The following is a 26,898-nucleotide window of genomic DNA, read 5'->3' as shown; positions in this document are numbered from 1 at the left end:
ATTAGATCGCGTTCACCTTAACAACTCGGTCAACTGTGGGAGCGGGCTTGCTCGCGAAGGCGGCGTTGCGACGAAGCTATTAATTCGGTCCTGGATCCGCCACCAGCCGCCCGGCATCCTTGGTCAATGACTTGAGGAATTCAGTCTGCAGCTCCGGATCGTTGCGCGTCAGCTCAATCAGGCTCTGTTCCAGCTCACTGGCTTCTTCTTCCAGACCCAGCTCCGACAGACGTTTGACCCGGTGCACCCACTGGCTCACTTCGTCGTCTTCAAGATCGTCGTAGATCAGCCCGTGGGCTTCGAGCAGTTTGCCGCGCAACGAGCTGCTGACCGCCAGGGACGAGTCGCTGTGCACATCGTCCTGACCGTCTTCGACCTTGATCAGCAGCCGGCTGAGGTGATTGATGTCATGTTCGGCGAACGGGCTGTCCAGCAGGTTCAGGCGCAACACACCGTTTTTGTCAGTGGTCAGCTCGAACGTTTCCTTGCCGGCCTTGACCTCAACCGGGCGCTCGCTCCACGGCAGGCTCGAGTATTCCGTACGCTTGTCGAGCTGGACTTCGTCGATGCCCGCGAGGTTCTGCTGCGCACGGCCGTGAGACGGCGCGTTCATGAACGGGTTGAGCCCGGCGAAACCGTAACTGAACCAGTCCTTGGTCACGCTATCCGGCAAGTTGCCGAGGGCGAACACGTTGACCACGTTCGCGCCGACACCGGCCACCACGGCCACCGCGCCCAACGGGATCTCGTAGATCTCCCGCCAGGGTTGATAAGGCGTGTAGCGATCGTAATGCCGCGTGACTTCGAACTCGGTGACTTCGAAGGTTTTCTGCTCGTGGATTTTCACCCGGCGTTGCGGCAGCTCAAGCACCTTGGGCTCACCGACATCGATCTGCAGGCTGTGGTCGAGCAATTTGCGCTCGACACGTTCCTCGTGCTCGCTGCGTTGCGACATGTGATTGGCACAGCCGCTGACCAGCAGGGTGCCGCACAGGGCAGCACCACCGAGGCCTAAGGTGTTTCGCTTGAACATGACTTCTCTATCTGGTGTCAGCGGCGGATACGGGCCTGGAGGAAGGACAGCACGTCAGCGACCGGCAGCGCTTGCGCCTCGGGCTCGGTGCGGCTCTTGTATTCCAGATTGCCTTCGGCGAGGCCGCGGTCACTGACCACGATCCGGTGAGGAATGCCGATCAGCTCCATGTCCGCGAACTTGATGCCCGGGCTGGTTTTCTTGTCGCGATCGTCCAGCAGCACTTCGAAGCCGGCCGCAGTCAGTTCTGCATACAGCTTGTCGGTGGCTTCGCGAACCTGCTCGGTTTCATAGCGCAGTGGCACCAGGGCAACCTGGAACGGCGCCAGCGTGTCGCTCCAGATGATCCCGTTCTCGTCGTTGTTCTGCTCGATGGCGGCGGCCACTACGCGGGAAACGCCAATGCCGTAGCAACCCATTTCCAGGGTGACCGGCTTGCCGTTTTCGCCCAGCACTTCGCACTTCATCGCTTTGCTGTACTTGTTACCCAGCTGGAAGATGTGCCCGACTTCGATGCCGCGCTTGATTTCCAGGGTGCCTTTGCCGTCAGGGCTAGGGTCGCCAGACACGACGTTACGCAGGTCGGCAACGGTCGGAACCGGCAGGTCACGCTCCCAGTTCACGCCGAAGTAGTGCTTGTCGTCGATGTTCGCGCCGATACCGAAGTCGCTCATCAGCTCGACGGAACGGTCGATGATGATCGGCAGCGGCAGGTTCAACGGGCCGAGAGAGCCGGCGCCGGCGCCAATCGCGTCACGCAATTCGCTTTCGGAAGCCATGACCAGCGGGCTGGCAACGCCTGGCTGGTTGGCGGCCTTGATTTCGTTCAGCTCGTGGTCGCCACGGATGATCAGGGCAATCAGCTTGCCTTTCTCTTCAGCGTGCACCACCAGGGTCTTGATGGTCTTTTCAATTGGCAGATTGAATTTTTCCACCAGCGCGGCGATGGTTTTGGTCTCTGGCGTGTCGACCAGGCGCAGCTCTTCAGCCGGTGCCGGACGGGAGGTTTCCCGTGGCACGGCTTCGGCCTTCTCGATGTTCGCGGCGTAGTCGGAACCGTTGCTGAAGACGATGTCGTCTTCGCCGGATTCGGCCAGTACATGGAACTCGTGGGAGCCGGCGCCGCCGATGGAGCCGTTGTCGGCCTCAACAGGACGGAATTTCAGGCCCAGACGGGTGAACACGTTGCAGTACGCCTGGTGCATGCGGTCGTAGGTGACCTGCAGCGAAGGCTGGTCAGCGTGGAACGAATAGGCGTCCTTCATGATGAACTCGCGGCCGCGCATCAAACCGAAGCGTGGGCGGATTTCGTCACGGAATTTGGTCTGGATCTGATACAGGTTGATCGGCAGCTGTTTGTAGCTGCTCAGCTCGTTGCGCATCAGGTCGGTGATCACTTCTTCGTGGGTCGGGCCGGCGCAGAAGTCGCGACCGTGGCGATCCTTGAAGCGCAGCAGTTCAGGGCCGTATTCTTCCCAACGACCGGATTCCTGCCACAGCTCAGCCGGTTGAGTACTCGGCATCAACACTTCGAGAGAGCCCGCGGCGTTCATTTCTTCACGAACGACGGCTTCGACCTTGCGCATCACTCGCAAGCCCATCGGCAGCCAGGTATACAGGCCCGAGGCGAGTTTGCGGATCATGCCGGCGCGCAGCATCAGCTGGTGGCTGATCACGACCGCGTCGGAAGGCGTTTCTTTCTGTGTGGCGAGCAAAAATTGACTGGTGCGCATGGTTGGCCGTTGTCGGTTGCTGATGACGAGAAATGACGGAGCATTGTACGGGCGAGATCTGCTGACGTACAGGCGCGCGGTCGGTGGTGTGGCTCGAGGGCGGGATTCTCCACGCCCTCGGCGAAGCGTCCTACGATTCTTCCGCGACCTGGGTCGGTACCGGTTCTGGCGTCGGTGTCGGGCCTTCGCGGCGGTTCTCCTGGAACCAGTGCAAAGCGATCAACAGCAGTGTCGGAACGCCTAGCAACGCGGTGATCAGGAAGAAATTGTGATAGCCGAACTTTTCCACCATGACCCCGGAATAGCCGCCGATCAGACGTGGCAGCAGGAGCATGATCGAGCTGAGCAGGGCATATTGGGTGGCCGAGAACTTGAGGTTGGTCAGGCTCGACAGATAGGCGACGAACGCCGAGGTCGCCAGGCCCGAGCTGAAGTTGTCCAGGGAGATGGTCAGGATCAGCATGTTCAGGTTGGCGCCCATGTCGGCGAGCATCAGGAACAGCAGGTTGGTGCTGGCGGACGTTACGCCGCCGATGAACAGAATCGGCAGGATGCCAAAGCGCACGATCAGCAGGCCGCCCATGCCGGCGCCGACCAGGGTCATGATCAGGCCGAAGATTTTGCTGACGCTGGCAATCTGATCCTTGGTGAAGCCCTGGTCGATATAGAAAACGTTGGCCATCACGCCCATCACCGTATCCGACATCCGATACGTGGCGATCAGTCCGAGCAGCAATAGCGCCTGCCAGCGGTAACGCAGAATGAAGTCGTTGATCGGGGTCAGCACCGGCGCGAGGCCACGGCGGCCCATGGCCGAAAGGCACAGCGCGGTGAGCGTGGTGTAGAGAATCGCCCGCAGGAAGGCGCGGTCTTCGAGCAGCAGGTCGAGCAGGCTCACGCCTCCGAACAGCACACTGGCGAAATCGGTGTTGTAGAGCTGAGTGAACATGGCCGGCACGGAAACCAGCAGCACGATCAGCACGAACACTGAGGCCAGTTGATGCACAAAACTGTAGCGCCCGGCCTGCAGTTGCGTGCGCAACGGAACCGGCGGTTCTCGCATGAAAAACGAGGTGAGCAACGCCGGAACCATCAGGGCGCCGAACAGCAGGTAAGTGCCGGCCCATGCCGAATGCTTGTAGTTGAAACCGGTGGAGCCGAAGCCTTCGGCAAAGAACAGGGCGCCGGCAGTGGCCAGCAGCGCCGCGATCCGATAGCCCGACATGTAACTGGCAGCGAGGGCGGCCTGGCGGGTGTCGTCGGCGATTTCCAGGCGATAGGCGTCGACCGCGATGTCCTGCGTCGCCGAGGCGAAGGCAACGACCACGGCAATGGCGATCAGCCAGGACAGATGTTTTTGCGGGTCGCAGAAACCCATCCCGATCAGGCCGAGGATTACCAGTGCCTGGGAAAGCACCAGCCACGAGCGTCGGCGACCGAGCTTGCCGAGCAAAGGCAGGCGCCATTGGTCGAGTAGCGGCGACCAGACCCATTTGAAGGCGTAGGCCAGGCCGATCAGGCTTGCATAGCCGATGGTTTCGCGAGCCACACCGGCTTCACGCAACCAGACCGAAAGTGTCGAAAACACCAGCATGTAGGGCAGGCCGGCGGCGAAACCAAGCAACAACAGCACAAGTGTTGAAGGGCTGGCATAGGCGGCGAGCGCGGCGCGCCAGGTTTTACGGGGCATGGGCTGAAGTCTGCCTCAAGATTACGGAAACAAAGCGCGCACTCTAACCGCTGTGCTCTACCGGGCGCCAGCCATGGCGCCGAATATCAACACGATTGTTCAGGACACTGATGCCTTCGGAGCGAAGTCGCGCGCGCTGCTCATCCCCTGAAGGACTGCCCACCGGCAGGCTGATCCGGCCACCGGCGCCGAGCACGCGGTGCCAAGGCAATTTGGTGTCGCCGGGCAACTGGCTCAGGGTCCGACCGACCCAGCGCGCCGCGCGGCCAAGTCCTGCCAGCTCGGCAAGTTGACCATAACTCACGACTTTGCCCTCGGGCACCTGGGCCAGGGTCAGATAAAGCGCCGTGCGTCGGATTTGCGCGGCACTTTCTGTTTCGGTGGTTGGGTCGGTCACATCCGGGGTCCTGTAGGAGCGAGCTCACTCGCGATGGGCGTTAACGATGACGGAGAGGGTCTGGAAAACGCGTCAATTTCAAGTTTATCGCGAGCAAGCCCGTTCCTGCAGGAGTGAACTCCATGGAAATAGGCGTGTCACTCCATGCTAGGGTCTTATTCCTTCGGATAATGCCGACTTTTTTCGCAAACTTGAGCCTGTATTTGCTTATGGTGTCCAGAACCCTGCTGTGCCTCGCTGTCTTTAGCGCTTCCACGCCTTTGCTCGCCGATACTGTCTGGTTGAAGAACGGTGACAAACTGAGCGGCAAGATCACGCTGTTCGATGGCGGCAAACTGTTGATTCAGACCGAGTACGCCGGCGCGGTGCCTATCGACTGGAAGCAGGTCAAAACCCTGGAGAGCGATCAGGAGTTGCTGGTCAAGCAGGAAACCTACAAAGGCGAGAAGGCCAAGTCGCTGCACGCGGCAGACGACGGCAAGGTGACGCTGGAAAACGGCGAGGCACCGAAGACGGTCGAGCTGGCGAGTATCCAGCAGATTCTCAAGCCCAAACCGATCGTCGAAGATCTGGTCTGGAAAGGAAATATCGATGCGGCGCTGGATTACCAGCGGGCGGAAAAAGATACCGACGACTACGACATCGACTTCAAGACCACGGCACGTCATGGCAGATGGCGGCATATCGCGGAAGGCGAGTACAACCGCGAATTCCAGGATGACGTGGTCACCAGCGACAACTGGCGGGGCGAGTACTCCCTCGACCGCTTCCTGACCGAGAAATGGTTCTGGCAGGGGCGCGCGGTCTACAAGCGCGACAAGGTTGAAGAGCTCTCCCGTCAGCGCACGGTCGGTACCGGTCCGGGTTACCAGTTCTGGGATGACGAGCTGGGCGCATTCTCGCTGGGCTCGCTGGTCAACCGCACGGACTACGAGTTCGACGACGGCAGCAAGGAGAACTTCTATTCCCTGGCGATGAAATGGGATTACAACCGCTACCTGATCGGCAAGAAGGTGGAGTTCTTCACCAATGGCGAAGTGGGCAAGCCGTTGTCGGGCGTGGCGGATTATGCGCTCGATGCCGAAATGGGCTTGCGCTACAAAGTGACCGAGTGGGCGTCGCTTAACCTGAAGGCCGAGCGAGATATCATCAGCGGTACTGACGATGCCGATCTGGACAAGACCCGTTACACCGCAGGATTCGGAGTGGCCTGGTAAGACGTTAAAACGCAAAAGATCGCAGCCTTCGGCAGCTCCTACAAAGATTGACGTAAATTCTGTAGGAGCTGCCGAAGGCTGCGATCTTTTTTGCCCGGCAAAAACACACAGGCACAAAAAAGCCCCGCTTTTGAGGGCGGGGCTTTTTACTAAAGCAAGTACAAGTTAGATAACTTGAACTTCTTCAGCTTGCATGCCTTTCTGACCGCGGGTAGCGATGAAAGAAACCTGTTGGCCTTCTTTCAGGCTTTTGAAGCCGTCGGATTGGATAGCTTTGAAGTGAACGAACAGGTCGTCACCGGATTGTGGAGTGATGAAGCCGAAGCCTTTTTCATCGTTGAACCACTTAACGGTACCAGTTTGGCGATTAGACATGGTGTAACTCCTTGAACAAAGATAACTGCGACGCAGGAAGAACCCTGGCCGAGACTGAGTGCAAAGAGCAGGAAAAATTCTTGTAGATGGTTGGATCGAAATTCAACATATCGTGTAGAGATTCTCAGTGACACAAGCAGCACAGTGGCGCCACCTTAACCCTTTTTCCGGAACGTGCCAATGCTTCCTGCAAAGGTTTCTCTGTTTTCATGACTGACGGTGCATCGTATTGCGGGGAAGCTCCGGAATTTACGGGGGATCGGCGAGAATTGCGCCACGGTCTTTGAACCCGAAGCGCGCGCCCGGTAAGATGCCGGACAGATTTTTTCCACCTCGCTATTCAGGACACCCGCCATGAGCATCAAATCGGACAAGTGGATTCGCCGCATGGCGCAAGAGCACGGCATGATCGAACCGTTCGTCGAGCGCCAGGTGCGCGGCAGCGACGATAGCCGTGTGATCTCCTACGGGGTGTCGAGTTACGGCTACGACGTTCGTTGCACCAATCATTTCAAGGTGTTCACCAACATCAACTCGGCCATCGTCGACCCGAAAAATTTCGATGCCGGCAGCTTCGTCGACATCCACAGCGACGTCTGCATCATCCCGCCAAACTCTTTCGCCCTGGCCAGCACCGTCGAATATTTCCGTATTCCGCGCAACGTATTGACCATCTGCCTGGGCAAAAGCACCTACGCCCGTTGCGGCATCATCGTCAACGTCACCCCGCTCGAGCCTGAGTGGGAGGGTCACGTGACCCTGGAATTCTCGAACACCACCAACCTGCCGGCGAAAATCTACGCCAACGAAGGCGTGGCGCAGATGCTGTTCCTTGAATCCGACGAAGAATGCGAAGTGTCCTACAAGGACCGTGGCGGCAAGTATCAGGGCCAGCGCGGCGTAACGCTGCCACGCACCTGAGTCAACCGTCTGACAAACCGTGGGAATTCCTGAGCGAGCGTACACTCTATGGAGTGTACTGCTCCGATCCGCGCAAGGCGGATCGGGCCATCGCTCAGGAGTGCTATATGAAGATCGACCCGCGAATAAGTGCCGAACTGGCAAGGCTTGAGCCCAATCAGGTTGGCGTTTTGGCCTGGTCCTTGTTGGCACATCCGCCAATCAGCATGGCGGGGGGCATTCCCGGTCAGCCTGATCCCGATACCCCCAACGAACAACCGACCGAACCCGGTGAGCCGACCCTGCCGGATGAGCCACCTCCCGCGCCGGTTGTTTAGCTTTAATTGAATGGCCAGTCAGATATTTTGATTTGCAGGCGCCGGCTTGCTGGCGATGGCGTTATTAGACGCATTGTCGTCGACTGAAACACCATCGCCAGCAAGTCGGCTCCTGCAAAGGCGGGCGTGTTACTTGAGGTTACCGCTGAGGAACTGCTTCAACCGTTCGCTCTTCGGATTGCCCAGCACGTCTTCCGGTGCGCCTTCTTCCTCGACCAGCCCCTGGTGTAGAAACAACACCTGGCTCGACACTTTGCGGGCGAAACTCATTTCGTGAGTCACCATGATCATGGTTCGGCCTTCTTCAGCGAGGCCCTGGATCACCCTGAGCACTTCACCGACCAGTTCCGGGTCGAGTGCCGAGGTCGGTTCGTCGAACAGCATGACTTCCGGTTCCATGGCCAGCGCTCGGGCAATGGCGACCCGCTGCTGCTGACCACCGGACAGAAACGCCGGGTACTGGTCCGCCACGCGTGCGTCCAGGCCGACCTTGTCGAGATAACGACGGGCGCGGTCTTCGGCTTCCTGCTTGCTGCAACCCAGCACCCGGCGCGGGGCCATGGTGATGTTTTCCAGCACGGTCATGTGGCTCCACAGGTTGAAGTGCTGGAATACCATGGCCAGGCGCGTGCGGATTTTTTGCAATTCATCGGGGTTGGCCACGTGCATGCCGTGGCGATCCTTGATCATGCGGATGTTCTGACCGTCCAGGGTCATGACGCCGTCGTTGGGCTGTTCGAGAAAGTTGATGCAGCGCAGAAAGGTACTCTTACCCGAGCCGCTGGCGCCGATCAGACTGATGACGTCGCCGGTGTTGGCCTTGAGTGAAACGCCTTTGAGCACATGATGATCGCCATAGCTTTTATGCAGGCCTTCGATGGTCAGTTTGTACATGGGGCATGCATCCTCAAGGCGAAAGTAGGTAGCCGCTGCGATAGGCTTCGGTGCCCGCGACGTGGGCGATCACCATGCCGGCAGTGGCCATGCGCCGCAGCGAGCGGGCGTACATCAGCCCGGCGACGGTGCAGTGAATGGGGGTGACGCGATCAGTGATCGGGTCGATGATTTCGGCGACCCGTTGCCCGGCTTCGAGGTATTCCCCCGGCAGCGCGGTGAACACCAGCAAACCGCCCACGGGCGTGGCCACCGGTTCGACGGCGGCCAGTGGCGTGGCGGGATACGGCAGTTCCGGCAGGGGCGCCGGCTCACCGGCAATCGCGCCGAAGTGAGTCAGGTAATCGAGCAACGCCTGGCAGTCGAGGCTGGCCAGTGGATGATTGACGTCACCCTGGCCGCGCAATTCGACGGTCACCGAAAAACTCCCCGGCGGAATGTCGAAATGCTCGCCGAAACGCTCCTTCAACTGCCACCAGAGCAGGGTGAAGCACTCGTCGAACGACTGGCCGCCGGAGTCGGTGGCCAACAGGCTGGCTTCGGCACCGATATAGCGGGCCAGCGGTTCGACCTGAGGCCAGGCCTCGGGCGTGGTGTAGAGGTGCGCGACCGCTTCGAAATCGCAATGCAGGTCCAGCACCATGTCCGCATCACAGGCCAGTCGTTGCAGGATCAGGCGCTGGGATTGCAGTTGAGTGCTGGCGGTCTGTCGCGTCAGTGCCTGACGCAGGCTGCTGCGGATCAGTTCGAGGTTGCGCTGCGGATTGTCGCCGAGCTGACCTTCGATTTCGTTGCCGACTTCTTCGCTCAGATCGACGAACCAGCGGTTGAAGTTCTGCCCGCTTTCGAGCTCGTAGCGGCCCAGCGGCACATCCATCAGCACTTGTTCGAGGCCGACCGGATTGGCCACCGGCACCAGCACGATTTCGCTGCGCAGCCGACCGCCGGCTTCAAGCTCCGCCAGGCGCTGCTTGAGGTGCCAGGCGACCAGCATGCCGGGCATTTCATCGGCGTGCAGCGACGCCTGGATGTAGATCTTGCCTTGGGCTGCCGTCGGGCCGAAGTGGAAGCTGTGAATCTGTCGCGCGGTCCCCGGCAGCGGGGCCAGCAAGTCATGTATCTGGTGGCGCATTTGCAAGAAGTCCTAGTGGGTCGGCCCGAGGAACGCCAGCCATCGGCGTTCGGCGAGGCGGAACAGGCCGACCAGCGCAAAGGTAACGGTCAGGTAGATCAGCGCGGCGATGCCGAACGACTGGAAGGTCAGGAAGGTCGCCGAGTTGGCGTCCCGCGCGACTTTCAGGATGTCCGGGATGGTCGCGGTGAACGCCACGGTGGTCGAGTGCAGCATCAGAATCACTTCGTTGCTGTAATAAGGCAACGAGCGACGCAGCGCCGACGGCATGATCACGTAGGCATACAGCTTCCAGCCGGTCAGACCGTAGGCCTTGGCCGCTTCGACTTCACCATGGGCCATGCTGCGAATCGCCCCGGCGAAAATCTCCGTGGTGTAGGCGCAGGTGTTCAGGGCGAACGCCAGGATGGTGCAGTTCATCGCATCGCGAAAGAATGCATCGAGTATCGGCTGTTCCCGCACGGCGGCCAGGCTGTAGATGCCGGTGTAGCAAATCAGCAGCTGGATATACAGCGGCGTCCCGCGGAACAGGTAAGTGTAGAACTGCACTGGCCAGCGAATGTAGAAATGCGGCGATACCCGGGCGATGGACAGCGGGATCGACACCACGAAACCGATGAAGATTGACGCACTGAGCAGCCACAGGGTCATGGCCAGGCCGGTGATGTTGTAACCGTCGGTATAGAGGAAAGGTTTCCAGTATTCCTGCAGGAGTTCGATCATCGTACGGCCTCCCGGGAGCCGGCGGCGTAGCGGCGTTCAAGCCAGCGCAGGATAACGTTGGATGCACTGGTGATCAGCAGGTAGATCAACGCGGCCAGCACCAGGAAGTAGAACAGTTGATAGCTGCTTTTGCCGGCGTCCTGCGCGGCCTTGACCAGGTCGGCGAGGCCGATGATCGACACCAGCGCGGTGGCCTTGAGCATCACCATCCAATTGTTGCCGATGCCCGGCAGGGCGAAACGCATCATCTGCGGGAACACCACGATCCAGAACCGCTGGCCACGCTTGAGGCCATAGGCGGTGGCCGCTTCGACCTGGCCCCGCGGTACTGCGAGAATCGCGCCACGAAAGGTTTCGGTGAAGTACGCGCCGTAAATGAAGCCCAGGGTGATGACCCCGGCGCTGAACGGGTTGATCTCGATGTATTCCCATTCCATGAAATCGGTGAACGACGTCAACCAGGTCTGCAGGCTGTAGAAGATCAGCAGCATCAGCACCAGGTCCGGCACGCCGCGAATCAGCGTGGTGTAGACCTGCGCCGGCACGCGCACCAGTTTGACTTTTGACAGCTTGGCACTGGCGCCGAGCAGGCCGAGCAACACGGCCACCAGCAGCGACAACGCCGATAATTTGATGGTCATCCAGGTGCCTTCCATCAGCAACGGACCGAAGCCCTTGAGGCTGAAGGCTGAGAGCCCCAGATTTTGCAAGAGAGTTTCGAACATAAATCAGCAACCTGATCGGATGAAAAAAGCGCCCATCGCGAGATGGGCGCCGGGCATTATTTGCCGCTGTACAGATTCAGATCGCCAAAGTGTTTCTTCTGAATGGTGGCGTAGGTGCCATCGTCGTGTAACGCTTTGATACCTTTATCCAAAAGTGCCTTGAGGTCTTTGTTACCTTTAGAGATACCGATAGCTGTTTTGGCTGGCAGCAATTCGCTGTCGACCGGCTTGCTGACTTCGTAGCCTTCGCCTTTAGGCGACTTCAAAAAGCCCAGTTCGGCTTGCAGCATGTCCTGGATCGCCGCATCGAGGCGACCGGACATCAGGTCCGAATACACCTGGTCCTGGTTCTGATAGGCCTGGGTTTTCACGCCAGCCTTGTCCAGCACGGCCTTGGCGTAGGCTTCCTGAATGGTGCCTTGCTCGTAGCCAACGGTCTTGCCCTTCAGGGACGCGACGTCTTCGCTCAGGCCGGAACCTTTCTTGAACACGTAAGCGGTTGGGCCGGAGAACAGCTCGCTGGAGAAATCGATGACTTTTTCGCGGGCCGGGGTGACGGTCATCGAAGAGATCACACCGTCGAATTTATTGGCCTTCAGGCCCGGAATCATGCCGTCGAAATCGCTTTCGACCCATTTGCACTTGACCTTCAGCTCGGCGCAGATCGCGTTCCCCAGATCGATGTCGAAGCCCACCAGGCTACCGTCGGCCGCTTTCGACTCGAACGGTGCGTAGGAAGGGTCAACGCCAAAACGCAGTTCCTTGTATTCCTTGGCCAGCGCGGAGCCAGCAGCCATGCACAACGCCAGTGCAGAAAGGGTCAGCAATGCTTTTTTCATTATTCAATCCCTAAGAACCAATATGAGCGCTTGTGGCGCAGAATTATTGTTACTGGAAAGCGTAAGACCTAATGAAAGTAGCAATTTCCGAACCAGAGTGCCGAACAAGCGTTTAAAAGGTGGTTCAGGAAATGGCTGGACGGGATTTATGCACGAAAACGGGCATCGGTAAATGGCTGCACCAGTATTGAGCGTGCACCCCGCGTTGTAGGAGCCGGCTTGCTGGCGATCAGGCCGGCACGGTGGTTCAGAGTGACCGTGTTATCGTTCATCGCCAGCAAGCCGGCGCCTGCAGGAGAGCGGGTCAGCCGAGCAGATCCTGCAGGGTCGCGAGATTGTCAGCCTCCTCAACAGTCTTGTCCTGCCGCCACCGAAGCATTCTGGGAAACCGCACCGCGATACCGCTCTTGTGCCGTTTGGACAGAGCAATCCCCTCAAACCCCAATTCAAATACCAGGCTCGGTTTCACGCTGATGACTGGCCCGAATTTCTCCACTGTAGTCTTGCGCACGATGCTGTCGACCTGGCGCATTTCTGCGTCGGTGAGCCCCGAATAGGCCTTGGCGAACGGCACCAGGGTACGTTCGCTGGCGTCGGGCGGGCCGTCCCACACGGCGAAGGTGTAATCGCTGTAGAGACTGGCCCGGCGGCCATGCCCGCGCTGCGCGTAGATCAGCACCGCGTCGACGCTGAACGGGTCGACTTTCCATTTCCACCAGACGCCCATGTCCTTGGTGCGACCCACGCCATACAACGCGTCGCGGGACTTGAGCATCATGCCCTCGACGCCCAGGCTGCGGGAGGCTTCGCGTTGGCGGGCGAGGTCGAACCAGTCCTCCCCGGTGAGCACCGGGGAGGGCAGTAACACCGGGTTGTTGCAGTGGGCGATGACGTGCTCCAGTTGGGTGCGACGCTTGGCTTGTGGCTGGTTGCGCCAGTCTTCGCCCGCCCATTCCAGCAAGTCGTAGGCGAGGACAACCACCGGCACGTCATCGAGAATTTTCTTGCCCAGGGATTTTCGGCCGATCCGCTGTTGCAGCAGGGCGAACGGTTGCACCGCGGGCGGCGTTGGCGCCAGTGGATCGAAGGCATCTTCGGTGTCCCTTGGTGCGGTTTTCCAGGCCACGATTTCACCGTCGATCACCGTGCCGTCGGGCAGGCCATGGACCAGGCTGTCGAGTTCCGGAAAGCGTTCGCTGACCAGCTCTTCACCGCGTGACCAGATCCACAGTCGGCCGTCGCGCTTGACCACTTGGGCGCGGATGCCATCCCACTTCCATTCCACTTGCCAGTGGCTGGCCGGGCCGAGCAACCCTTCGAACTGTTCGACCGGTTGCGACAGTGCATGAGCCAGGAAAAACGGATACGGCTGACCGCCGCGCCGAGCATGTTCATCCGACGATTCGGCGGCAATCAGCTTCAGGTAGCTGGCCGCGCTCGGGCGATTGGACAGGTCGGTGTAACCCACCAGCCGCTGGGCCACGCGTTTACTGTCGAGCTGCGCCATGGCCGCCAAGGCGCGGGTCACCAACAATTTTGAGACACCGACGCGCAAACTGCCGGTGATCAGTTTGATGCAGAGCATCAGGCTGGGGCGGTCCAGTTGCGACCAGAGTCCGGGCAGTTGTTCGGCGAGCACTTGGGGAGATTCGCCGCGCAACGGCAGCAGTTTTTCTTCGATCCACACCGCCAATCCGTCGGTGGAACTGTGGGGTGTTTCGGGCAGCACCAGCGAGATTGTTTCCGCCAGATCGCCGACCGCCTGATAACTCTCCTCGAACAACCACGGCGACAGGCCGGAATACGCCACGGCGAGTTCATGCAGGATGCGCACCGGCACCAGTTGGCGAGGGCGTCCGCCGGACAGAAAGTACACCGCCCATGCGGCGTCTTCCGGCACGGCCTGGGCGAAGTAGTGTTGCATCGCCGCCAGTTTGGCGTTGCTCGAGGTCGTGGCATCCAGTTCCGCGTACAACTCGGCGAAAGCCTTCATGGCAGCACCTCGGCGCTCTCGGGTTCGGTGGTTGCGATGTCTTCTTCATCATCGCCGTATTCGGTGGTGAACTCTTGGGCGTCGAGACCTTGTTCGCGCAAATGGCGCACCAGGACCGCCACCGAACCGTGGGTGACCATCACGCGTTCGGTGCCGGTCTGCTCGATGGCCCAAAGCAGGCCCGGCCAGTCGGCGTGGTCGGATAGCACGAAGCCACGGTCGACACCACGTCGCCGCCGCGTGCCGCGCAAACGCATCCAGCCGCTGGCAAAGCCATCGCTGTAGTCACCGAAACGGCGCATCCAGGTGCTGCCGCCAGCGGAAGGCGGGGCCAGGATGAGCGCCTTGCGCATCATCGGGTCACTCTTTTGTACATCGCCGGCGTAGATCGTCGGCGGTAAATAAACGCCACTTTCGCGATACACCCGGTTGAGCGGCTCGACGGCACCGTGCACCAGAATGGGGCCGATGCTGGCGTCGATGCCGTGGAGAATCCGCTGCGCTTTGCCGAAGGAATAGCAAAACAGCACGCTGGCCTTGTCTTCGGCGGCGTTGGCCTGCCACCACTGATTGATCTCGGCGAACACCTGCGCCTGGGGCTGCCAGCGATAGATCGGCAGGCCAAACGTCGATTCGGTGATGAAGGTGTGGCAGCGCACCGGCTCAAAGGGGGCGCAGGTGCCATCGGGCTCGATCTTGTAATCCCCCGAGGCGACCCAGACTTCGCCACCGTATTCCAGGCGCACCTGTGCCGAGCCGAGCACATGGCCGGCGGGATGGAAACTCAGGGTGACGCCGTGGTGCAGCAGTCGTTCGCCATAGGCCAGGGTTTGCAGGTTGATGTCCTGGCCCAGTCGCGCGCGTAAAATCCCTTCGCCGGGCGCGGCCGCCAGATAGTGCTGGTTGCCGCCTCGGGCATGGTCGCCGTGGGCGTGGGTGATGACCGAACGCTCGACCGGCCGCCACGGGTCGATGTAGAAATCGCCTGCGGGGCAGTACAAACCTTCGGGGCGCGCGATAACAAGTTCCATGTCGTTACCAAAATGGAGGGACTTGTTAGCTATGAGGTTTGGGCGAGGTCAGAAGTTCTATCGATATTTCACAGGAAAATGACATTCCAATGTGGGAGCGGGCTTGCTCGCGAAAGCGGTGTGTCAGCCAATATCATCGTTGACTGACACACCGCTTTCGCGAGCAAGCCCGCTCCCACATTGGACGGTGGTGCCCCTTACTTGCCGGGTGTCAGCGTCAATCGCTTGGTCCCGTACACCTTGTCGTAATTCTGCGGTTGCATCGGCAAACTCACGTATTGCCCCTTGAGCCAGGGCTCCACGCCGTTGAGGTAGTTCGGGCTGGCAGGATTGCCGGACTGACCGGTGCCGTTCTGGCCCATCAGCGGTTCGGCCTGGCCGAAGTCGACGATGAAGCGCATGGCCGGCGCCAGCGTGGTGTTGAAATCCTGGCCCCAGGCGAATGCCGAGGTGTTCAACGTGGTGTGATCGCCACCGGCCGCGAGCGGACCGCGAACGGTCTGGCCGCTGGCATTCTTCCACTCATAACGGTGCAGTTTGCCCCACTGCCAGGCTTTGTGATCGCCACCCAACTGGCTGTCGCCGGCAGTAATGGCGGCTGCAAGGCTGCGGGCAAGAATCGTCGGTTTGTCTTCTTTCTGCGGTGTGCGCGCGTCATCCCAGAATGGGCTGTCTTCACGGCCCAGCAGGTGATCGGCCTGGGCCGCGTAGGACAACTTGCCGTTGGCGATAAAGGCTTTCCACGCCGGGCTGCTTTCCGGGCCCAGTTCGTCGAGGAAGATTTGCTTCGTGCTTTCTTGCAGGAACAACTCGTAAATCGCCGCATCGGCGGAGGTCGGGGCGAGTTTGCCGTCGAACGCCTTCAGGCGGGTCAACGCTTCCTGAGCCTTGCCGCGATCAGCGACCGGCAGTGCCTCGATAGCCTGCTTCAGCGGCTGGGCCATGCCCGGTGCTTCAAACATCTTTTTCAGTTTGGCGGCGAACGTAGTGGTCTGATCGTATTGCATCGCGATCACACTGCGCGTGTCGTGTTTGCCCACACCAGCCAGTTCGGCCATGCGTTCGCCACGCTCCGGTGCCGACCAGGAATTGGACAGCTGCATGCCGTAGCCATGGGGAATGACCCGCTGGTTGGCGGTGCCGAGCCAGCCTTGCGCCGGGTCCTGATCGTACGGGTGCAGCATCGGGTCGGCGTAACCGTCCCAGTCGTAACGACCTTCCCAGCCCGGCGACGGCAGCAGGCCTTCGCCTTCACGGCGGTTCGGGTAACGGCCGGTGACTTGCCAGCCGATGTTGCTGGCGTCGGCGAAGACCAGGTTCAGCGTGATCGCGCGGATTTCACGGCTGGCGTCCGAGGCTTTCTCGACGTTCTGCGCACGGGACAGGTCGAAAAAAGCGTCCAGTGATTTGTCATCGGTGAAGTTCGGCGTCTGCAATGCCAAACCCAGGCCGTTATCCAGCGCTGTGCCTTTGGCGCTGTTGAGCAGCGGTCCGTGGCGGGTTTCGTACACCGCTTCGCGAATCGGCCGCTGGCCTTTGACGAAATAGGTTTCGTTGCGAACGATAGCCGGCTGCCATTTGCCACCGACTTCGTAGGAAAGCCCGTTGCCCTGGCGTTTGATCTTTTCCAGGAACAGGTCCTGGTTGTCGCCCATGACCGAGGTCATGCTCCACGCCACTTTGCCGTTGAAGCCGCCCAGCACCATCGGCAAACCGGCGATGGTCACGCCGGACGCTTGGTATTTCGGCGTACGAATCTGCACGTAACTGAACAACGACGGAACGCCCAGCGGACCATGGCTGTCGCTGGCCAGCAGGCTTTTGCCGCTGCGGCTGCGTTGCGGGGCGATCGCCCAGTTGTTCGATGACGTGGCGCCCAGCAGATTCAGGTCGGACAGTTGGCCGGTGGCCTTGCTGATTTCGGCGAGGCCTGGAATCGTCCCGTTGAGCTTGAGGCCCTGAAGTTTTTCGGCTTCGGCCACCGGCAGTTTTTCGTCGGGGGCGGAGGGTGTCAGCCACGGGAGTTTGTCGGTGGTGACCGATTGGGCCAGCACCAGCGAGGAAATTTCCTCGGGCAGGTTCGCCGATTGGCTGAAATTCAGCAGGCAGAAAATCAGCGCTGAGTCTTCCGGTTTCCAGTACTCGGGTTTGTAGCCGGTGGCCGCGAGGTCTGCCGGGAGTTTGTCGCGGTAGCGGAACAGGTAGGCGTTGACCCCGCGGGCATAGACTTCGAAGAAGCGTTTGAGGCGCGGCGACGACGCCTTGTACAACTCGCCGGCGCTTTTCTTCAGGTTGACGGCGCGCATGTAGCGGTCGGCGTCCAGCAGGTCCGAACCGGACATCTCCGACAAACGACCTTGGGCCAGCAGCCGCAGGGTGACCATTTGCGTGATGCGGTCGCTCGCGTGCACGTAACCGAGGGTGAACAGTGCGTCGTGGAACGTGCTGCTTTCAATCAACGGCATGCCCATGGCATTGCGGCGCACCGAAACGTTCTGCGCCAGACCCTTGAGCGGCTGCACGCCGGTGGTCGGCGGGAGGGTGTCCTGAGTGTTCCAGGTCTGACATCCGGTCAGGCTCAAAACACCGGCCACTGCTGCGGCAACGCCGAACCGGGGAAGAAAATGTGTAAGGGCTGGCGAGGCCATGGCAAAGCTCCTGCGGGGGTAGAGGCGCAATAAAGGCGCTACGTTAGAGAGCAGGAGGTGGCCGCGCAAGCGGGGTATGGGGTTATTTCAGGATTTGTCTGCCGAACGAGCGATGATCGCAGCTTTCGCCAGGTGGACACAGAACCTGTAGGAGCCGGCTCGCTGGCGATAGCGGTGTAACAGTCGACATAAATATTGAATGTCAGACCGCTATCGCCAGCAAGCCGGCTCCTACAGGTTTGGCGTCAATTTCAGCTGGCTTTAGGTGGGTTGACCTTCGCCGCGAGTGCATACGCCTTCACCGTCGCCGGCCGATTCTGGATGTGGTTGAACCAGCGCAGCACATTCGGGAAATCTTCGAGGTTCTGGCTCTGCCACTTGTGGGAAACGATCCACGGGTAGATCGCCATGTCGGCAATGCTGTATTCGTTGCCGGCGACAAACTCATTGTTCGCCAGTTGCTTGTCGAGTACGCCGTAAAGGCGCGCCGTTTCGTCGATGTAGCGCTTGATCGCGTAAGGGATTTTCTCCGGCGCGAACTGGCTGAAGTGATGATTCTGCCCGGCCATCGGCCCCAGCCCGCCCATCTGCCAGAACAGCCATTGCAGCGCCTGCTGGCGACCGCGCAGGTCTTTGGGCAGGAATTTGCCGGTCTTTTCCGCCAGGTAAAGCAGAATCGCCCCGGACTCGAACAGCGACAAAGGTTCCCCGCCATCGGCGGGCTCATGATCGACGATCGCCGGGATTCTGTTGTTCGGCGAGATTTTCAGGAAGTGCGGCTGGAACTGTTCGTTCTGGCTGATGTTGATCGGGTGCACGTTGTAAGGCAGTCCGGCTTCTTCCAGGAAAATCGAGATTTTGTGGCCATTGGGGGTGGTCCAGTAATACAGGTCGATCATGAAGTACTCCACATCAAGAGACGTCGTAAGGGATGGACAGCAACCGCGGGCGTCAGGTCGTCCTGTTTGCGATCGAGAGCTTGCCTGTAGGAGGAGGTGATGCTGAAGTGCGTGAAATTCAATGACCTTGCGTGAGAAAAGTCGGCATGGAGCTCAAGACCAACGCGGCACTGATCATCATCGATCAACAAAAAGGCATTTTGGAGCCCAGGCTCGGCCGGCGAAACAATCCTCAGGCCGAGGCGCGGATTCTCGAGCTACTGGGGCTTTGGCGTCGAACCGGGCGGTCGGTGATTCACGTCCAGCACCTGTCCCGTTCGCCGGACTCGGTGTTCTGGCCGCAGCAATCGGGCGTGGAGTTTCAGGAGCGGTTCCAGCCATTGGCCGGCGAGCAGCTGATTCAGAAACAGGTGCCGGATGCGTTTTGTGCGACGGGGTTGGAGGCGAAGTTGCGCGAGGCGGGGATCGATCAGTTGATCATTGTTGGCGTTGCGACCAACAACTCGGTGGAGTCCACGGCGCGAACGGCCGGGAACCTGGGGTTTGAGACGTGGGTGGCGGAGGATGCGTGTTTTACGTTCGACAAGGCGGATTACTTTGGTAATGCCCGTTCTGCCGAGGACGTGCACGCCATGTCGCTGGGGAATCTGCAGGGCGAGTACGCCACGGTTGTCAGCACGGTGCAGATCCTGAACGCCGACCTGTAGGAGCCGGCTTGCTGGCGATGAACGATAACGCGGTCAATCTGAAACACCGCGTCGATCCGATCGCCAGCAAGCCGGCTCGTACAGAAGAATGGGGTTAACCCATCAAGCGCCGTGGCACTTCTTGAATTTCTTGCCGTTGCCGCATGGGCAAGGATCGTTGCGGCCGACATCCTTCAGGGCGTTGCGTACCGGTTCCTGGTGCGCGTGGCCGCAGTTCGGGCCGTGAACATGGCCATGGTCGTGATCATGGTGGTCGTGATGGTCATGATCGTGGTTGCAGTCAGGGCCATGGACGTGGGGTTGCTGGGTCATCGGGTGTGCTCCGGAATTAAATCGGCGGGGATTATCACGCCTTTGCGCGCCAGGTGCACGTAGTGCGCGATGAACACACCGGTTTCCAGCTCACCTTCCAGCCGATAGGGGACGGGTTGATCGGTTTTTTTCAGCATCTTCACCAGGTCCCGCACCTTGGGCCACAGGTTGGTGCGGATCGGCACCTTGAAATACCCGCTGCGTTTGGGGCTGATCGTAAACCAGTGCTCGTGCTCACCCTCGGTCAGCAGCATGTCACCCAGATGAATCCGGTATTCGAGGCCGCGCACCGTCAGGTCGCTGTCACGGGGATTGTCGACACGAAAGTACAGCATGAAACGCTGCTGCATCAGTTTGGCCTGGACGACTTCGACCTTGACCAGGTGCACCGCGGGTTCCGGCTCATCCTCGCTGAACCAGGACGCGCAACCACCGAGCCCGAGACACAGGAGCAGGGTGAGTGTATGTAAGACGCGTCGTCGGGTAGTCATGGTGATGTTTCTCCCTTGAGCACCAGTCTAGCCCCAAAAGATCGCAGCCTTCGGCAGCTCCTGCAGTGTGTACGCGTAGGAGCTGCCGAAGGCTCGGGCCGCGATCGGACGATCTTTTGCGTCATCTCACGCGCCGAAATACCCCGCGCAGCACTTCTTGAACTTCTGCCCGCTGGCGCAAGGGCAGGCATCGTTGCGTCCGGCCTTGAGTGGCACGGTGGGGTCGATGAAGTACCAGTGGCCGGCGTTCTGCACGAACGACGAACGCTCGCGGTGGCTGTGTTCGCCGTTGCCGTCGTGCCAGCGAGCGGTGAACGTCACGAACGCGTGTTCTGGCTGACCGCCGAACACCTCGGAGCTTTCCACCTCAAGACCCAGCCAGGTGCTTTGGGCGCTCCAGTCGCTGATGGACTGTCGATCCAGGCCCGCTTGTTGCGCGGGCAGGGTGGTCGCCACCAGATAATCGATCAGGCCCATTACATAAGCGCTGTAGCGCGAGCGCATCAAGGCTTCGGCGCAGGGGGCCGGGTGACCGGCATGGTAATGACCGCAGCAGGCATCGAGCGGGTTGCCGCTGCCGCAAGGGCAAATGGATGTACTCATTGCGTTACCACCAATATTTCCCGAAGTTTTCCGGATTGGCCCAAAACCGTGAGTTGAGCCAGTCGGGCACTTGTTTGTAGTCAAGCAGATCGTAGGTGAACAGGGTCAACACCTGATCGTCGCGCTGGAAACGTTCGCTGGCTTGCAGGGCCAGGGAGAAGAAATCCGTCTCCTGCCAGCCACTGGCGGGCAAGTCCGCAAGCACCGCAATGCGACTGGCATTGAGGTTGCGGATCCCGCCGAGCAAGTTCAGACCGTCACGCTTGGGCAAGTGTTCGAGGCAATCGACCACCAGCGCCAGATCAAAGCGGCGCGCCGCCAGCTCGGCCGGCAAGGGGCCGGGCGCCGCATGGGCAACGCAGGTGTCCGGGTGCGCCAGCTTGAACGCTTCAAGCGCGGGAAACTCACTGGCGCCGATCAGCAACAGGCGCAGCGGGGCGTAACGATCCAGCAAAGCGGCCAGCGCCTGTTGCGGCGTGCGCGAAGAAATACCTGCAATCATCGAAGTTCCTCAATCAGAGCGCCAAGACTAGCCTGCCCAAACGCCCAGATATAGAGCGGCTTAGCGGCAAAAGTGCCGATCGCCCGTGAACACGGGATAAAAACAGGCATGGCCTATTGCTGGCGGAGATTAAAACTCGGGTCTTTACTCCCTGAATCGGTTCTAAGCCGATCCCTCAGGAGAAAACTAGATGAGCATAGTTCGGACAGCATTACCCTTGGTTCTGCTAACCAGTGTGTTGACTGGTTGCGCAGGTTTGCAGAAAACCGACTGGCCGACCTGTGCGGCAGTCGGTGGTGTGATCGGTGCGGGTCTCGGCGCGACCGAGAGCTCGGCATGGGCAGGGTATGGCGCGCTGCTGGTCGGCGGTACCGCCGCTGCCTATTGCTGGGTTCACGGTGATGGCGACGAAGACGGCGATGGCGTGCCGGACAGCCGCGACAAGTGCCCGGGTACGCCTAGAGGCGTGAAGGTCGATGCCGATGGTTGCCCACCACCAGTCCCTGCACCAGTGGTTGAAGAGGCGGTTGTGGTCAAGGAAGAAACCATCGTCATCCGCGATGTTCACTTCCAGTTCGACAAAGCCACACTCACTCCTTCCGACAAGCAGGTACTCGACAAAGTCGCCTCTCGCTTGAAACAGGAATCGTCCACCGCACGCCTGACCGTAACCGGCCATACCGACAGCGTGGGCAGCGATGCCTACAACCAGAAACTGTCTGATCGTCGCGCGCACTCGGTGGTTGAGTACCTCGTCCAGAGTGGTGTGCCTCGCAGCAGCTTCGTGTCGGTGACCGGTGCCGGTGAAAGCCAACCTGTTGCCGATAACAAAACCGCTGACGGCCGTGCGTTGAACCGTCGTACCGAAATCAAAATCGAGCGTTGAGTCCCTTCCGCTCCGCGGCTTGTGCAGTCGCGGATGCGGGTCTTTACTCCTGTGTGACCGGCATCTGCCGGTAACACAGGAGCTTTCAACCATGTGCCTGATCCCAAGGACCCTCTTGCCGGTTCTGCTGCTTGGCAGCCTGTTGACCGGTTGCGCGACTCACAGCGATGGCACTGCCCCCCTCAATCAACGAACCTGGCCAATCTGCAGCGTTATCGGCGGTCTGGTCGGTGGAGGTCTGGGCGCGCTGGAGAGTAGCGGTTGGGCGGCGGGCGGAGCGGCATTGGGCATCTTGACCGGCGGCTTGATCTGTTACGCCCAGGACGGCGACGAAGACGAGGACGGGGTCTTCGATCGACGTGATCGCTGCCCGGATACGCCGGCCAACACTCCGGTCGAACATCATGGTTGTCCGCTGCCGCAATACCCGGCCAGTGTGAAACCCGCTGAGCCTGCACAATCTGAAGTCATCACCCTGAGCGATGCGGGCGATGTGTTGTTTGCGTTCAATAAATCTGACCTGACGCCCTCGGCGCAAAGTCAGCTGGATTCGTTCGTGCCTAAACTGCAGAGCGCCGATGTGGTCAGCATCAAAGTGATCGGTCATACCGACAGTGTGGGGTCGGACACCTATAACCAGGCGCTCTCGGAACGGCGCGCCAGCAGCGTGGCGGCTTACTTGTTGGGCATGGGCCTGGCGCCGAACAAACTCACCAGCGAAGGCCGGGGCGAAAGTCAGCCCGTGGCCGATAACGAAACAGACGAAGGGCGGGCGAAAAACCGACGCGTAGAGTTGCACATCAATCGCTGAGCCGCGTGATAGAGCCGTCGGGCAATCATTGCGGTTGTTCCGACAGCCATTCGGCGGCCTTCATGAAGAATTTTCCGTTGCCCTCTGGCTTATCCCGCGTGGAAGCCGTTACTGTGCGCGCAAAGAATAATTCTCAACGGAGGAGCGTATGAAGGTGTTTTGGGCGCTGGGTAAGCTGTTGACCCTGCTGTTCTGGCTGGTGGTGCTGGTTAATCTGATGACACCGTTTGTCAATCCGCTGCACCTGTTGGTCAATCTGGCCGGCGGCCTGTTGGCGTGCCTTCATCTTCTTGAGGCGCTGTTCTGTTTGCGCAGCCTCAGAGGTCGCGCCCACCCTTGGCGTGATCGCTTGAAGATTGTCTTTTTCGGTGTTTTCCACCTGCAAACCATTCCGGCTCCTGCCGTACCAAAGGCATCCCATGCGTAAACTCTGTCTGCTCGCCGCTCTCATCAGCCCGCTCGCCTGTGCCCAAGTGGTCAGCGTCGAAACCAACTCGCTGATGCGCCTGCCCAACACTGCCAGTACCTTGCAGCTGGAACGCCTGGAAGTGGCTGATTACGGCACCTTGCTGATTCCCTCGAATGTGACCGAAGTCACCGTGGGCGAATTGCACCTGGGGCGTGAAGCGCGGATCGCCATCGTGCCGAGCGAAAATGCCCTGGAGTTGAAGATCAACCGTGCCGAACTCTCCGAAGGCAGCCAGATCACCGCTCGCGGCGCACCGGGCACTTACCTCAAGGCGGCTCGCTCGGGGCGCAATCTGAATGTTCAGATCAAGGCACTGAATGCTCCGCAGTTGTGGGTTGACGCACGCGGTGGCGCAGGGGCACCGGGTTTTGTCGGCCTCGATGGCGCCAACGGCCAGGCACCGGGATGCACCTGGGGCCAGGCCGGTCGCGGGGCCGATGGCAGCAATGGCAGCGATGGACAGCCGGGTGCGCCGGGTGCGCTGGTCAGGCTGGAAGTGCCGCGTGATTACCCGGCGGAGCAGATCAAGGTTCAAGTGGCGGGCGGCGCGGGTGGTCTGGCCGGTCCTGGCGGTAAGCCGGGGGCGGGAGGCAAGGCCAAGGGTTGCATCGTTTACAAGGCCGATGGTGGCAAGAGCGGCAAACCTGGCACTGACGGCCAACCGGGGCCTGCGGGTGCGGCGGGTTCGGTGACCGTACAACGATTGTAAGAACGACCGATAATCGGGCTGTGGCGTGGGGACTTGTCCCCTCGCCACAAAGCCCTCTAGCCACAAAGTCCGCGCAGCTTTAAAGCATCGGCCGCGCGGCGGCAATCGCTACCAACACCAACCCAACGATCAGATTTATCCCCACCAGCTTGCGAATCCTCCCCAGCACCGCAGCTCCCGTCGGCCAGTCCTGCGCCGTCACCGCTGCGCGCAATTCCGGCAACAGCAACGCTTGAATCCGGATAAACAGCGCCGTCATCACCACATACAACCCCATCATCACCTGCACATAACGCGGCGCGCTTTCAAAACCGGCGTATTGCAGATGGATCATGCCCACGCCGCTGACCGGCAACAACACCACCGCGATCCAGACCCAGCGGAAAAAACCTTGAAACACTTCTACCCACAGCTTCAACCGGGCCGGGCCTTCCAGCGCCTTCATCGCCGCAGGACGCAAGACCATCCAGGCGAAAAACATGCCGCCGACCCACACCAGGGCGGACAGGACATGCAGGGTGTAAACGATGCCAAAAGGTGTCATTGAGGTACTCCGTTCTGCGCGGGATTAATTAGCGGGGTATGATAGCGGCCGAACCGAACCACTGAAAATTTATCCAGCGTTTTTTGCGCCCGACAATCCATGATCAGCACCGAACTCAAAACCACGATCCAGGGCGCCTATTCGCGTTTTCTCGAAGCCAAGAGCCTCAAGCCGCGCTACGGCCAACGCCTGATGATCGCCGAAATTGCCAAGGTCCTCGGTGACATCGACACCGACGACGAAGGCCGGCGCAGTGGCGACCCCGCGATTGTCGCGGTGGAAGCCGGCACCGGTACCGGCAAGACCGTGGCCTACAGCCTGGCGGCGATCCCGACCGCGAAAGCCGCTGGCAAACGCCTGGTGATCGCCACCGCCACCGTGGCCCTGCAAGAACAGATCGTCTACAAGGATCTGCCCGACCTGATGCGCAACAGCGGGCTGAATTTCAGCTTTGCCCTGGCCAAAGGGCGTGGGCGCTACATGTGCCTGTCCAAGCTCGACATGTTGCTCCAGGAAGGTCACGCACAAACCGCCACTGCGCAGCTGTTCGAAGAGGAAGGCTTCAAGATCGAGGTCGATGAGGCCAGTCAGAAGCTGTTCACCAGCATGATCGAGAAACTCGCCGGCAATAAATGGGACGGCGACCGCGACAGTTGGTCCACCGCCCTGGAAGACGCCGATTGGGCGCGCCTGACCACCGATCACAGCCAGTGCACCAACCGTCATTGCCCGAACTTTGGCCAGTGCGCCTTCTACAAGGCCCGCGAAGGCATGGGCAAGGTGGACGTCATCGTCACCAACCACGACATGGTCCTGGCCGACCTGGCATTGGGCGGCGGTGCGGTTCTGCCGGACCCGCGCGACACCATCTATGTGTTCGACGAAGGTCACCACCTGCCGGACAAGGCCATCGGCCACTTCGCTCACTACACGCGCCTGCGTTCCACCGCCGACTGGCTGGAAACCACCGCCAAGAACCTCACCAAATTGCTTGCCCAGCACCCGCTGCCGGGCGATCTGGGCAAGTTGATCGAACAGGTGCCGGAGCTGGCCCGTGAGATCAAGACCCAGCAACAGTTCATGTTCTCTGCCTGCGAACAGGTCGCCGATTTCAAACCCGGCGAAGACGTCGAGGGCCGTGAACGGCCGCGTCACCGTTTCGTCGGCGGGGTGATTCCCGAGCACATGCGCGAAATGGGCGTCGAGCTGAAGAAAGGCTTCGCCCGTCTCACCGACCTGTTCACCCGGCTCACCGAACTGCTCAAGGAAGGCATGGACGGCGAGGTCAACATCGGCATCGCCAGCAACCAGGCCGAAGAGTGGTATCCGTTGTTCGGCAGCCTGTTGTCGCGCTCGTCGGGCAACTGGGAATTGTGGGTCGCGTTTACCGCTGAAGACCCGGAAGACAACCCGCCCATGGCCCGTTGGCTGACCCTGGCCGAAAGCGGTTCGCTGTTTGACATCGAGGTCAACGCCAGCCCGATCCTCGCGGCGGAAATGCTCCGTCGTAATTTGTGGAACGTCGCTTATGGCGCACTGGTGACCTCGGCGACGCTGACGGCGCTGGGCACCTTCGACCGTTTCCGCATGCGTGCCGGCCTGCCGAAAAAAGCCGTGACCGCCGTGGTCCCGAGCCCGTTCCATCACGCCGACGCCGGTGTGCTGCGAGTGCCGGACCTGAAAGCCGACCCGCGTGATGCGCCGGCCCACACGGCAGCGATCATCCGAGACCTGCCGCAACTGGTTGAAGGTTCGCGCGGCACGCTGGTGCTGTTCTCCTCGCGCAAACAGATGCAGGACGTGTTCGACGGCCTTGACCGCGACTGGCGCAAGCAAGTGTTCATTCAAGGCAACCTGTCGAAACAGGAAACCCTGAACAAGCACAAGGCGCGGGTCGATGGCGGTGATTCCAGCGTGTTGTTCGGCCTGGCGAGCTTCGCTGAAGGGGTCGATTTGCCGGGGGCGTACTGCGAGCACGTGGTCATCGCGAAGATTCCGTTCTCGGTGCCCGATGATCCGGTCGAAGCGGCACTGGCCGAATGGATCGAAGCCCGTGGCGGCAATCCGTTCATGGAAATCTCCGTGCCGGACGCTTCGCTGAAACTGGTCCAGGCCTGCGGTCGCTTGCTGCGTACCGAAGAAGACCGCGGCACCATCACCTTGCTCGACCGTCGCCTGGTCACCCAGCGCTATGGCAAAGCGATCCTCAATGCGTTGCCGCCATTCCGACGAGAAATTTCCTGATACAGCGGTGGGCAAATCCGCTCGCCGCGTTGTCTATCTCTCTGCCATCGCTT

The 26,898-nt window shown here is 60.3% G+C and carries 28 protein-coding genes; 9 read left to right on the top strand and 19 right to left on the bottom strand.

The window, feature by feature from the left end; all coding sequences use genetic code 11:
• Positions 1–79: 79 nt before the first annotated feature.
• The 4 genes from PMI01S_RS19950 to PMI01S_RS19935 form a co-directional block, all read right to left on the bottom strand.
• Positions 80–1,033, bottom strand: a complete 954-nt coding sequence (locus PMI01S_RS19950; RefSeq protein WP_084321800.1) for a hypothetical protein — start codon at positions 1,031–1,033, stop codon at positions 80–82.
• A 17-nt stretch (positions 1,034–1,050) separates the two neighbouring features.
• A complete protein-coding gene (locus PMI01S_RS19945) occupies positions 1,051–2,766 on the bottom strand; it encodes a proline--tRNA ligase (protein ID WP_084321799.1) in 1,716 nt (571 codons plus the stop codon).
• A gap of 130 nt (positions 2,767–2,896) precedes the next feature.
• A complete protein-coding gene (locus tag PMI01S_RS19940) occupies positions 2,897–4,456 on the bottom strand; it encodes an AmpG family muropeptide MFS transporter (protein ID WP_084321798.1) in 1,560 nt (519 codons plus the stop codon).
• Positions 4,457–4,499: 43 nt separating this feature from the next.
• Positions 4,500–4,853, bottom strand: a complete 354-nt coding sequence (locus PMI01S_RS19935; RefSeq protein WP_084321797.1) for an MGMT family protein — start codon at positions 4,851–4,853, stop codon at positions 4,500–4,502.
• A 209-nt stretch (positions 4,854–5,062) separates the two neighbouring features.
• On the opposite strand from PMI01S_RS19935, the gene PMI01S_RS19930 reads away from it, so the two are divergent.
• Complete coding sequence (locus PMI01S_RS19930) at positions 5,063–6,070, top strand: DUF481 domain-containing protein (RefSeq protein WP_084321796.1); 1,008 nt, start codon at positions 5,063–5,065, stop codon at positions 6,068–6,070.
• Positions 6,071–6,235: 165 nt separating this feature from the next.
• Here PMI01S_RS19930 and PMI01S_RS19925 read toward each other — a convergent pair whose 3' ends face one another.
• Positions 6,236–6,445 (bottom strand): cold-shock protein, encoded by a 210-nt coding sequence (locus PMI01S_RS19925; protein WP_002554837.1) that lies wholly within the window; start codon positions 6,443–6,445, stop codon positions 6,236–6,238.
• Between the two features lie 354 nt (positions 6,446–6,799).
• Here PMI01S_RS19925 and dcd point away from each other — a divergent pair, with 354 nt between their 5' ends.
• Positions 6,800–7,366, top strand: a complete 567-nt coding sequence (gene dcd, locus PMI01S_RS19920) for a dCTP deaminase (RefSeq protein ID WP_007904652.1) — start codon at positions 6,800–6,802, stop codon at positions 7,364–7,366.
• 107 nt (positions 7,367–7,473) lie between these two features.
• On the top strand, positions 7,474–7,683 hold the full coding sequence (locus tag PMI01S_RS19915; protein WP_084321795.1) for a hypothetical protein: 210 nt from the start codon (positions 7,474–7,476) through the stop codon (positions 7,681–7,683).
• 129 nt (positions 7,684–7,812) lie between these two features.
• Here PMI01S_RS19915 and PMI01S_RS19910 read toward each other — a convergent pair whose 3' ends face one another.
• The 9 genes from PMI01S_RS19910 to PMI01S_RS19870 form a co-directional block, all read right to left on the bottom strand.
• Positions 7,813–8,577 carry an ABC transporter ATP-binding protein gene (locus tag PMI01S_RS19910; protein ID WP_084321794.1) on the bottom strand — a complete coding sequence of 255 codons (765 nt, stop codon included), beginning with the start codon at positions 8,575–8,577 and terminating at the stop codon, positions 7,813–7,815.
• Between the two features lie 13 nt (positions 8,578–8,590).
• Positions 8,591–9,709: a succinylglutamate desuccinylase/aspartoacylase family protein gene (locus PMI01S_RS19905; protein ID WP_084321793.1), complete on the bottom strand. Its 1,119-nt coding sequence runs from the start codon at positions 9,707–9,709 to the stop codon at positions 8,591–8,593.
• A 12-nt stretch (positions 9,710–9,721) separates the two neighbouring features.
• The gene (locus PMI01S_RS19900) at positions 9,722–10,432 is read right to left on the bottom strand and encodes an ABC transporter permease (protein ID WP_084321792.1); all 711 of its coding nucleotides are present in this window, start codon (positions 10,430–10,432) and stop codon (positions 9,722–9,724) included.
• Positions 10,429–11,157, bottom strand: coding sequence for an ABC transporter permease (locus PMI01S_RS19895; RefSeq protein ID WP_084321791.1), 729 nt, complete (start codon positions 11,155–11,157; stop codon positions 10,429–10,431). The genes PMI01S_RS19900 and PMI01S_RS19895 overlap by 4 nt, the downstream gene beginning before the upstream one ends.
• A 56-nt stretch (positions 11,158–11,213) precedes the next feature.
• On the bottom strand, positions 11,214–11,996 hold the full coding sequence (locus tag PMI01S_RS19890) for a transporter substrate-binding domain-containing protein (protein WP_017336791.1): 783 nt from the start codon (positions 11,994–11,996) through the stop codon (positions 11,214–11,216).
• Positions 11,997–12,300: 304 nt separating this feature from the next.
• Positions 12,301–13,989 carry an ATP-dependent DNA ligase gene (locus tag PMI01S_RS19885; RefSeq protein ID WP_084321790.1) on the bottom strand — a complete coding sequence of 563 codons (1,689 nt, stop codon included), beginning with the start codon at positions 13,987–13,989 and terminating at the stop codon, positions 12,301–12,303.
• The gene (locus PMI01S_RS19880) at positions 13,986–15,020 is read right to left on the bottom strand and encodes a ligase-associated DNA damage response exonuclease (RefSeq protein WP_084321789.1); all 1,035 of its coding nucleotides are present in this window, start codon (positions 15,018–15,020) and stop codon (positions 13,986–13,988) included. The genes PMI01S_RS19885 and PMI01S_RS19880 overlap by 4 nt, the downstream gene beginning before the upstream one ends.
• Before the next feature lie 197 nt (positions 15,021–15,217).
• A complete protein-coding gene (locus tag PMI01S_RS19875) occupies positions 15,218–17,668 on the bottom strand; it encodes a penicillin acylase family protein (RefSeq protein ID WP_084321788.1) in 2,451 nt (816 codons plus the stop codon).
• Positions 17,669–17,919: 251 nt separating this feature from the next.
• Positions 17,920–18,567 carry a glutathione binding-like protein gene (locus PMI01S_RS19870; RefSeq protein ID WP_084321787.1) on the bottom strand — a complete coding sequence of 216 codons (648 nt, stop codon included), beginning with the start codon at positions 18,565–18,567 and terminating at the stop codon, positions 17,920–17,922.
• A 146-nt stretch (positions 18,568–18,713) separates the two neighbouring features.
• Here PMI01S_RS19870 and PMI01S_RS19865 point away from each other — a divergent pair, with 146 nt between their 5' ends.
• Positions 18,714–19,274, top strand: coding sequence for a cysteine hydrolase family protein (locus PMI01S_RS19865; RefSeq protein WP_084321786.1), 561 nt, complete (start codon positions 18,714–18,716; stop codon positions 19,272–19,274).
• 102 nt (positions 19,275–19,376) lie between these two features.
• Here the strand turns inward: PMI01S_RS19865 and PMI01S_RS19860 are convergent, their stop codons facing one another.
• The 4 genes from PMI01S_RS19860 to PMI01S_RS19845 all read right to left on the bottom strand — a co-directional run bounded on the left by PMI01S_RS19860 (position 19,377) and on the right by PMI01S_RS19845 (position 21,182).
• Positions 19,377–19,586, bottom strand: a complete 210-nt coding sequence (locus PMI01S_RS19860; protein WP_007906737.1) for an SEC-C metal-binding domain-containing protein — start codon at positions 19,584–19,586, stop codon at positions 19,377–19,379.
• Positions 19,583–20,077: an LEA/WHy family protein gene (locus PMI01S_RS19855; protein WP_084321785.1), complete on the bottom strand. Its 495-nt coding sequence runs from the start codon at positions 20,075–20,077 to the stop codon at positions 19,583–19,585. The genes PMI01S_RS19860 and PMI01S_RS19855 overlap by 4 nt, the downstream gene beginning before the upstream one ends.
• A 126-nt stretch (positions 20,078–20,203) precedes the next feature.
• A complete protein-coding gene (locus PMI01S_RS19850; protein WP_084321784.1) occupies positions 20,204–20,680 on the bottom strand; it encodes a YchJ family protein in 477 nt (158 codons plus the stop codon).
• A gap of 4 nt (positions 20,681–20,684) precedes the next feature.
• Complete coding sequence (locus PMI01S_RS19845) at positions 20,685–21,182, bottom strand: DUF6231 family protein (protein ID WP_084321783.1); 498 nt, start codon at positions 21,180–21,182, stop codon at positions 20,685–20,687.
• A gap of 190 nt (positions 21,183–21,372) precedes the next feature.
• Between PMI01S_RS19845 and PMI01S_RS19840 the strand changes: the two genes are divergently transcribed.
• The 4 genes from PMI01S_RS19840 to PMI01S_RS19825 all read left to right on the top strand — a co-directional run bounded on the left by PMI01S_RS19840 (position 21,373) and on the right by PMI01S_RS19825 (position 24,057).
• Positions 21,373–22,068 (top strand): PA1041 family peptidoglycan-binding anchor lipoprotein, encoded by a 696-nt coding sequence (locus PMI01S_RS19840; RefSeq protein ID WP_084321782.1) that lies wholly within the window; start codon positions 21,373–21,375, stop codon positions 22,066–22,068.
• A 91-nt stretch (positions 22,069–22,159) separates the two neighbouring features.
• The gene (locus tag PMI01S_RS19835) at positions 22,160–22,879 is read left to right on the top strand and encodes a PA1041 family peptidoglycan-binding anchor lipoprotein (protein ID WP_084321781.1); all 720 of its coding nucleotides are present in this window, start codon (positions 22,160–22,162) and stop codon (positions 22,877–22,879) included.
• Between the two features lie 148 nt (positions 22,880–23,027).
• A complete protein-coding gene (locus PMI01S_RS19830) occupies positions 23,028–23,306 on the top strand; it encodes a DUF1145 domain-containing protein (RefSeq protein WP_084321780.1) in 279 nt (92 codons plus the stop codon).
• A complete protein-coding gene (locus PMI01S_RS19825; RefSeq protein ID WP_084321779.1) occupies positions 23,299–24,057 on the top strand; it encodes a collagen-like triple helix repeat-containing protein in 759 nt (252 codons plus the stop codon). Before PMI01S_RS19830 ends, PMI01S_RS19825 begins: the two co-directional genes overlap by 8 nt.
• A 79-nt stretch (positions 24,058–24,136) precedes the next feature.
• Here the strand turns inward: PMI01S_RS19825 and PMI01S_RS19820 are convergent, their stop codons facing one another.
• Positions 24,137–24,601, bottom strand: a complete 465-nt coding sequence (locus PMI01S_RS19820; protein ID WP_084321778.1) for a CopD family protein — start codon at positions 24,599–24,601, stop codon at positions 24,137–24,139.
• Between the two features lie 99 nt (positions 24,602–24,700).
• Between PMI01S_RS19820 and dinG the strand changes: the two genes are divergently transcribed.
• Positions 24,701–26,845: an ATP-dependent DNA helicase DinG gene (gene dinG, locus PMI01S_RS19815; RefSeq protein WP_017336806.1), complete on the top strand. Its 2,145-nt coding sequence runs from the start codon at positions 24,701–24,703 to the stop codon at positions 26,843–26,845.
• Positions 26,846–26,898: the final 53 nt, after the last annotated feature.

It is taken from the genome of Pseudomonas migulae NBRC 103157, from assembly GCF_002091715.1.
Classification (GTDB): domain Bacteria; phylum Pseudomonadota; class Gammaproteobacteria; order Pseudomonadales; family Pseudomonadaceae; genus Aquipseudomonas; species Aquipseudomonas migulae_A.
Note: the sequence above shows the minus strand (reverse complement) of the source record. Positions and strands in the feature narration are given on the sequence as shown.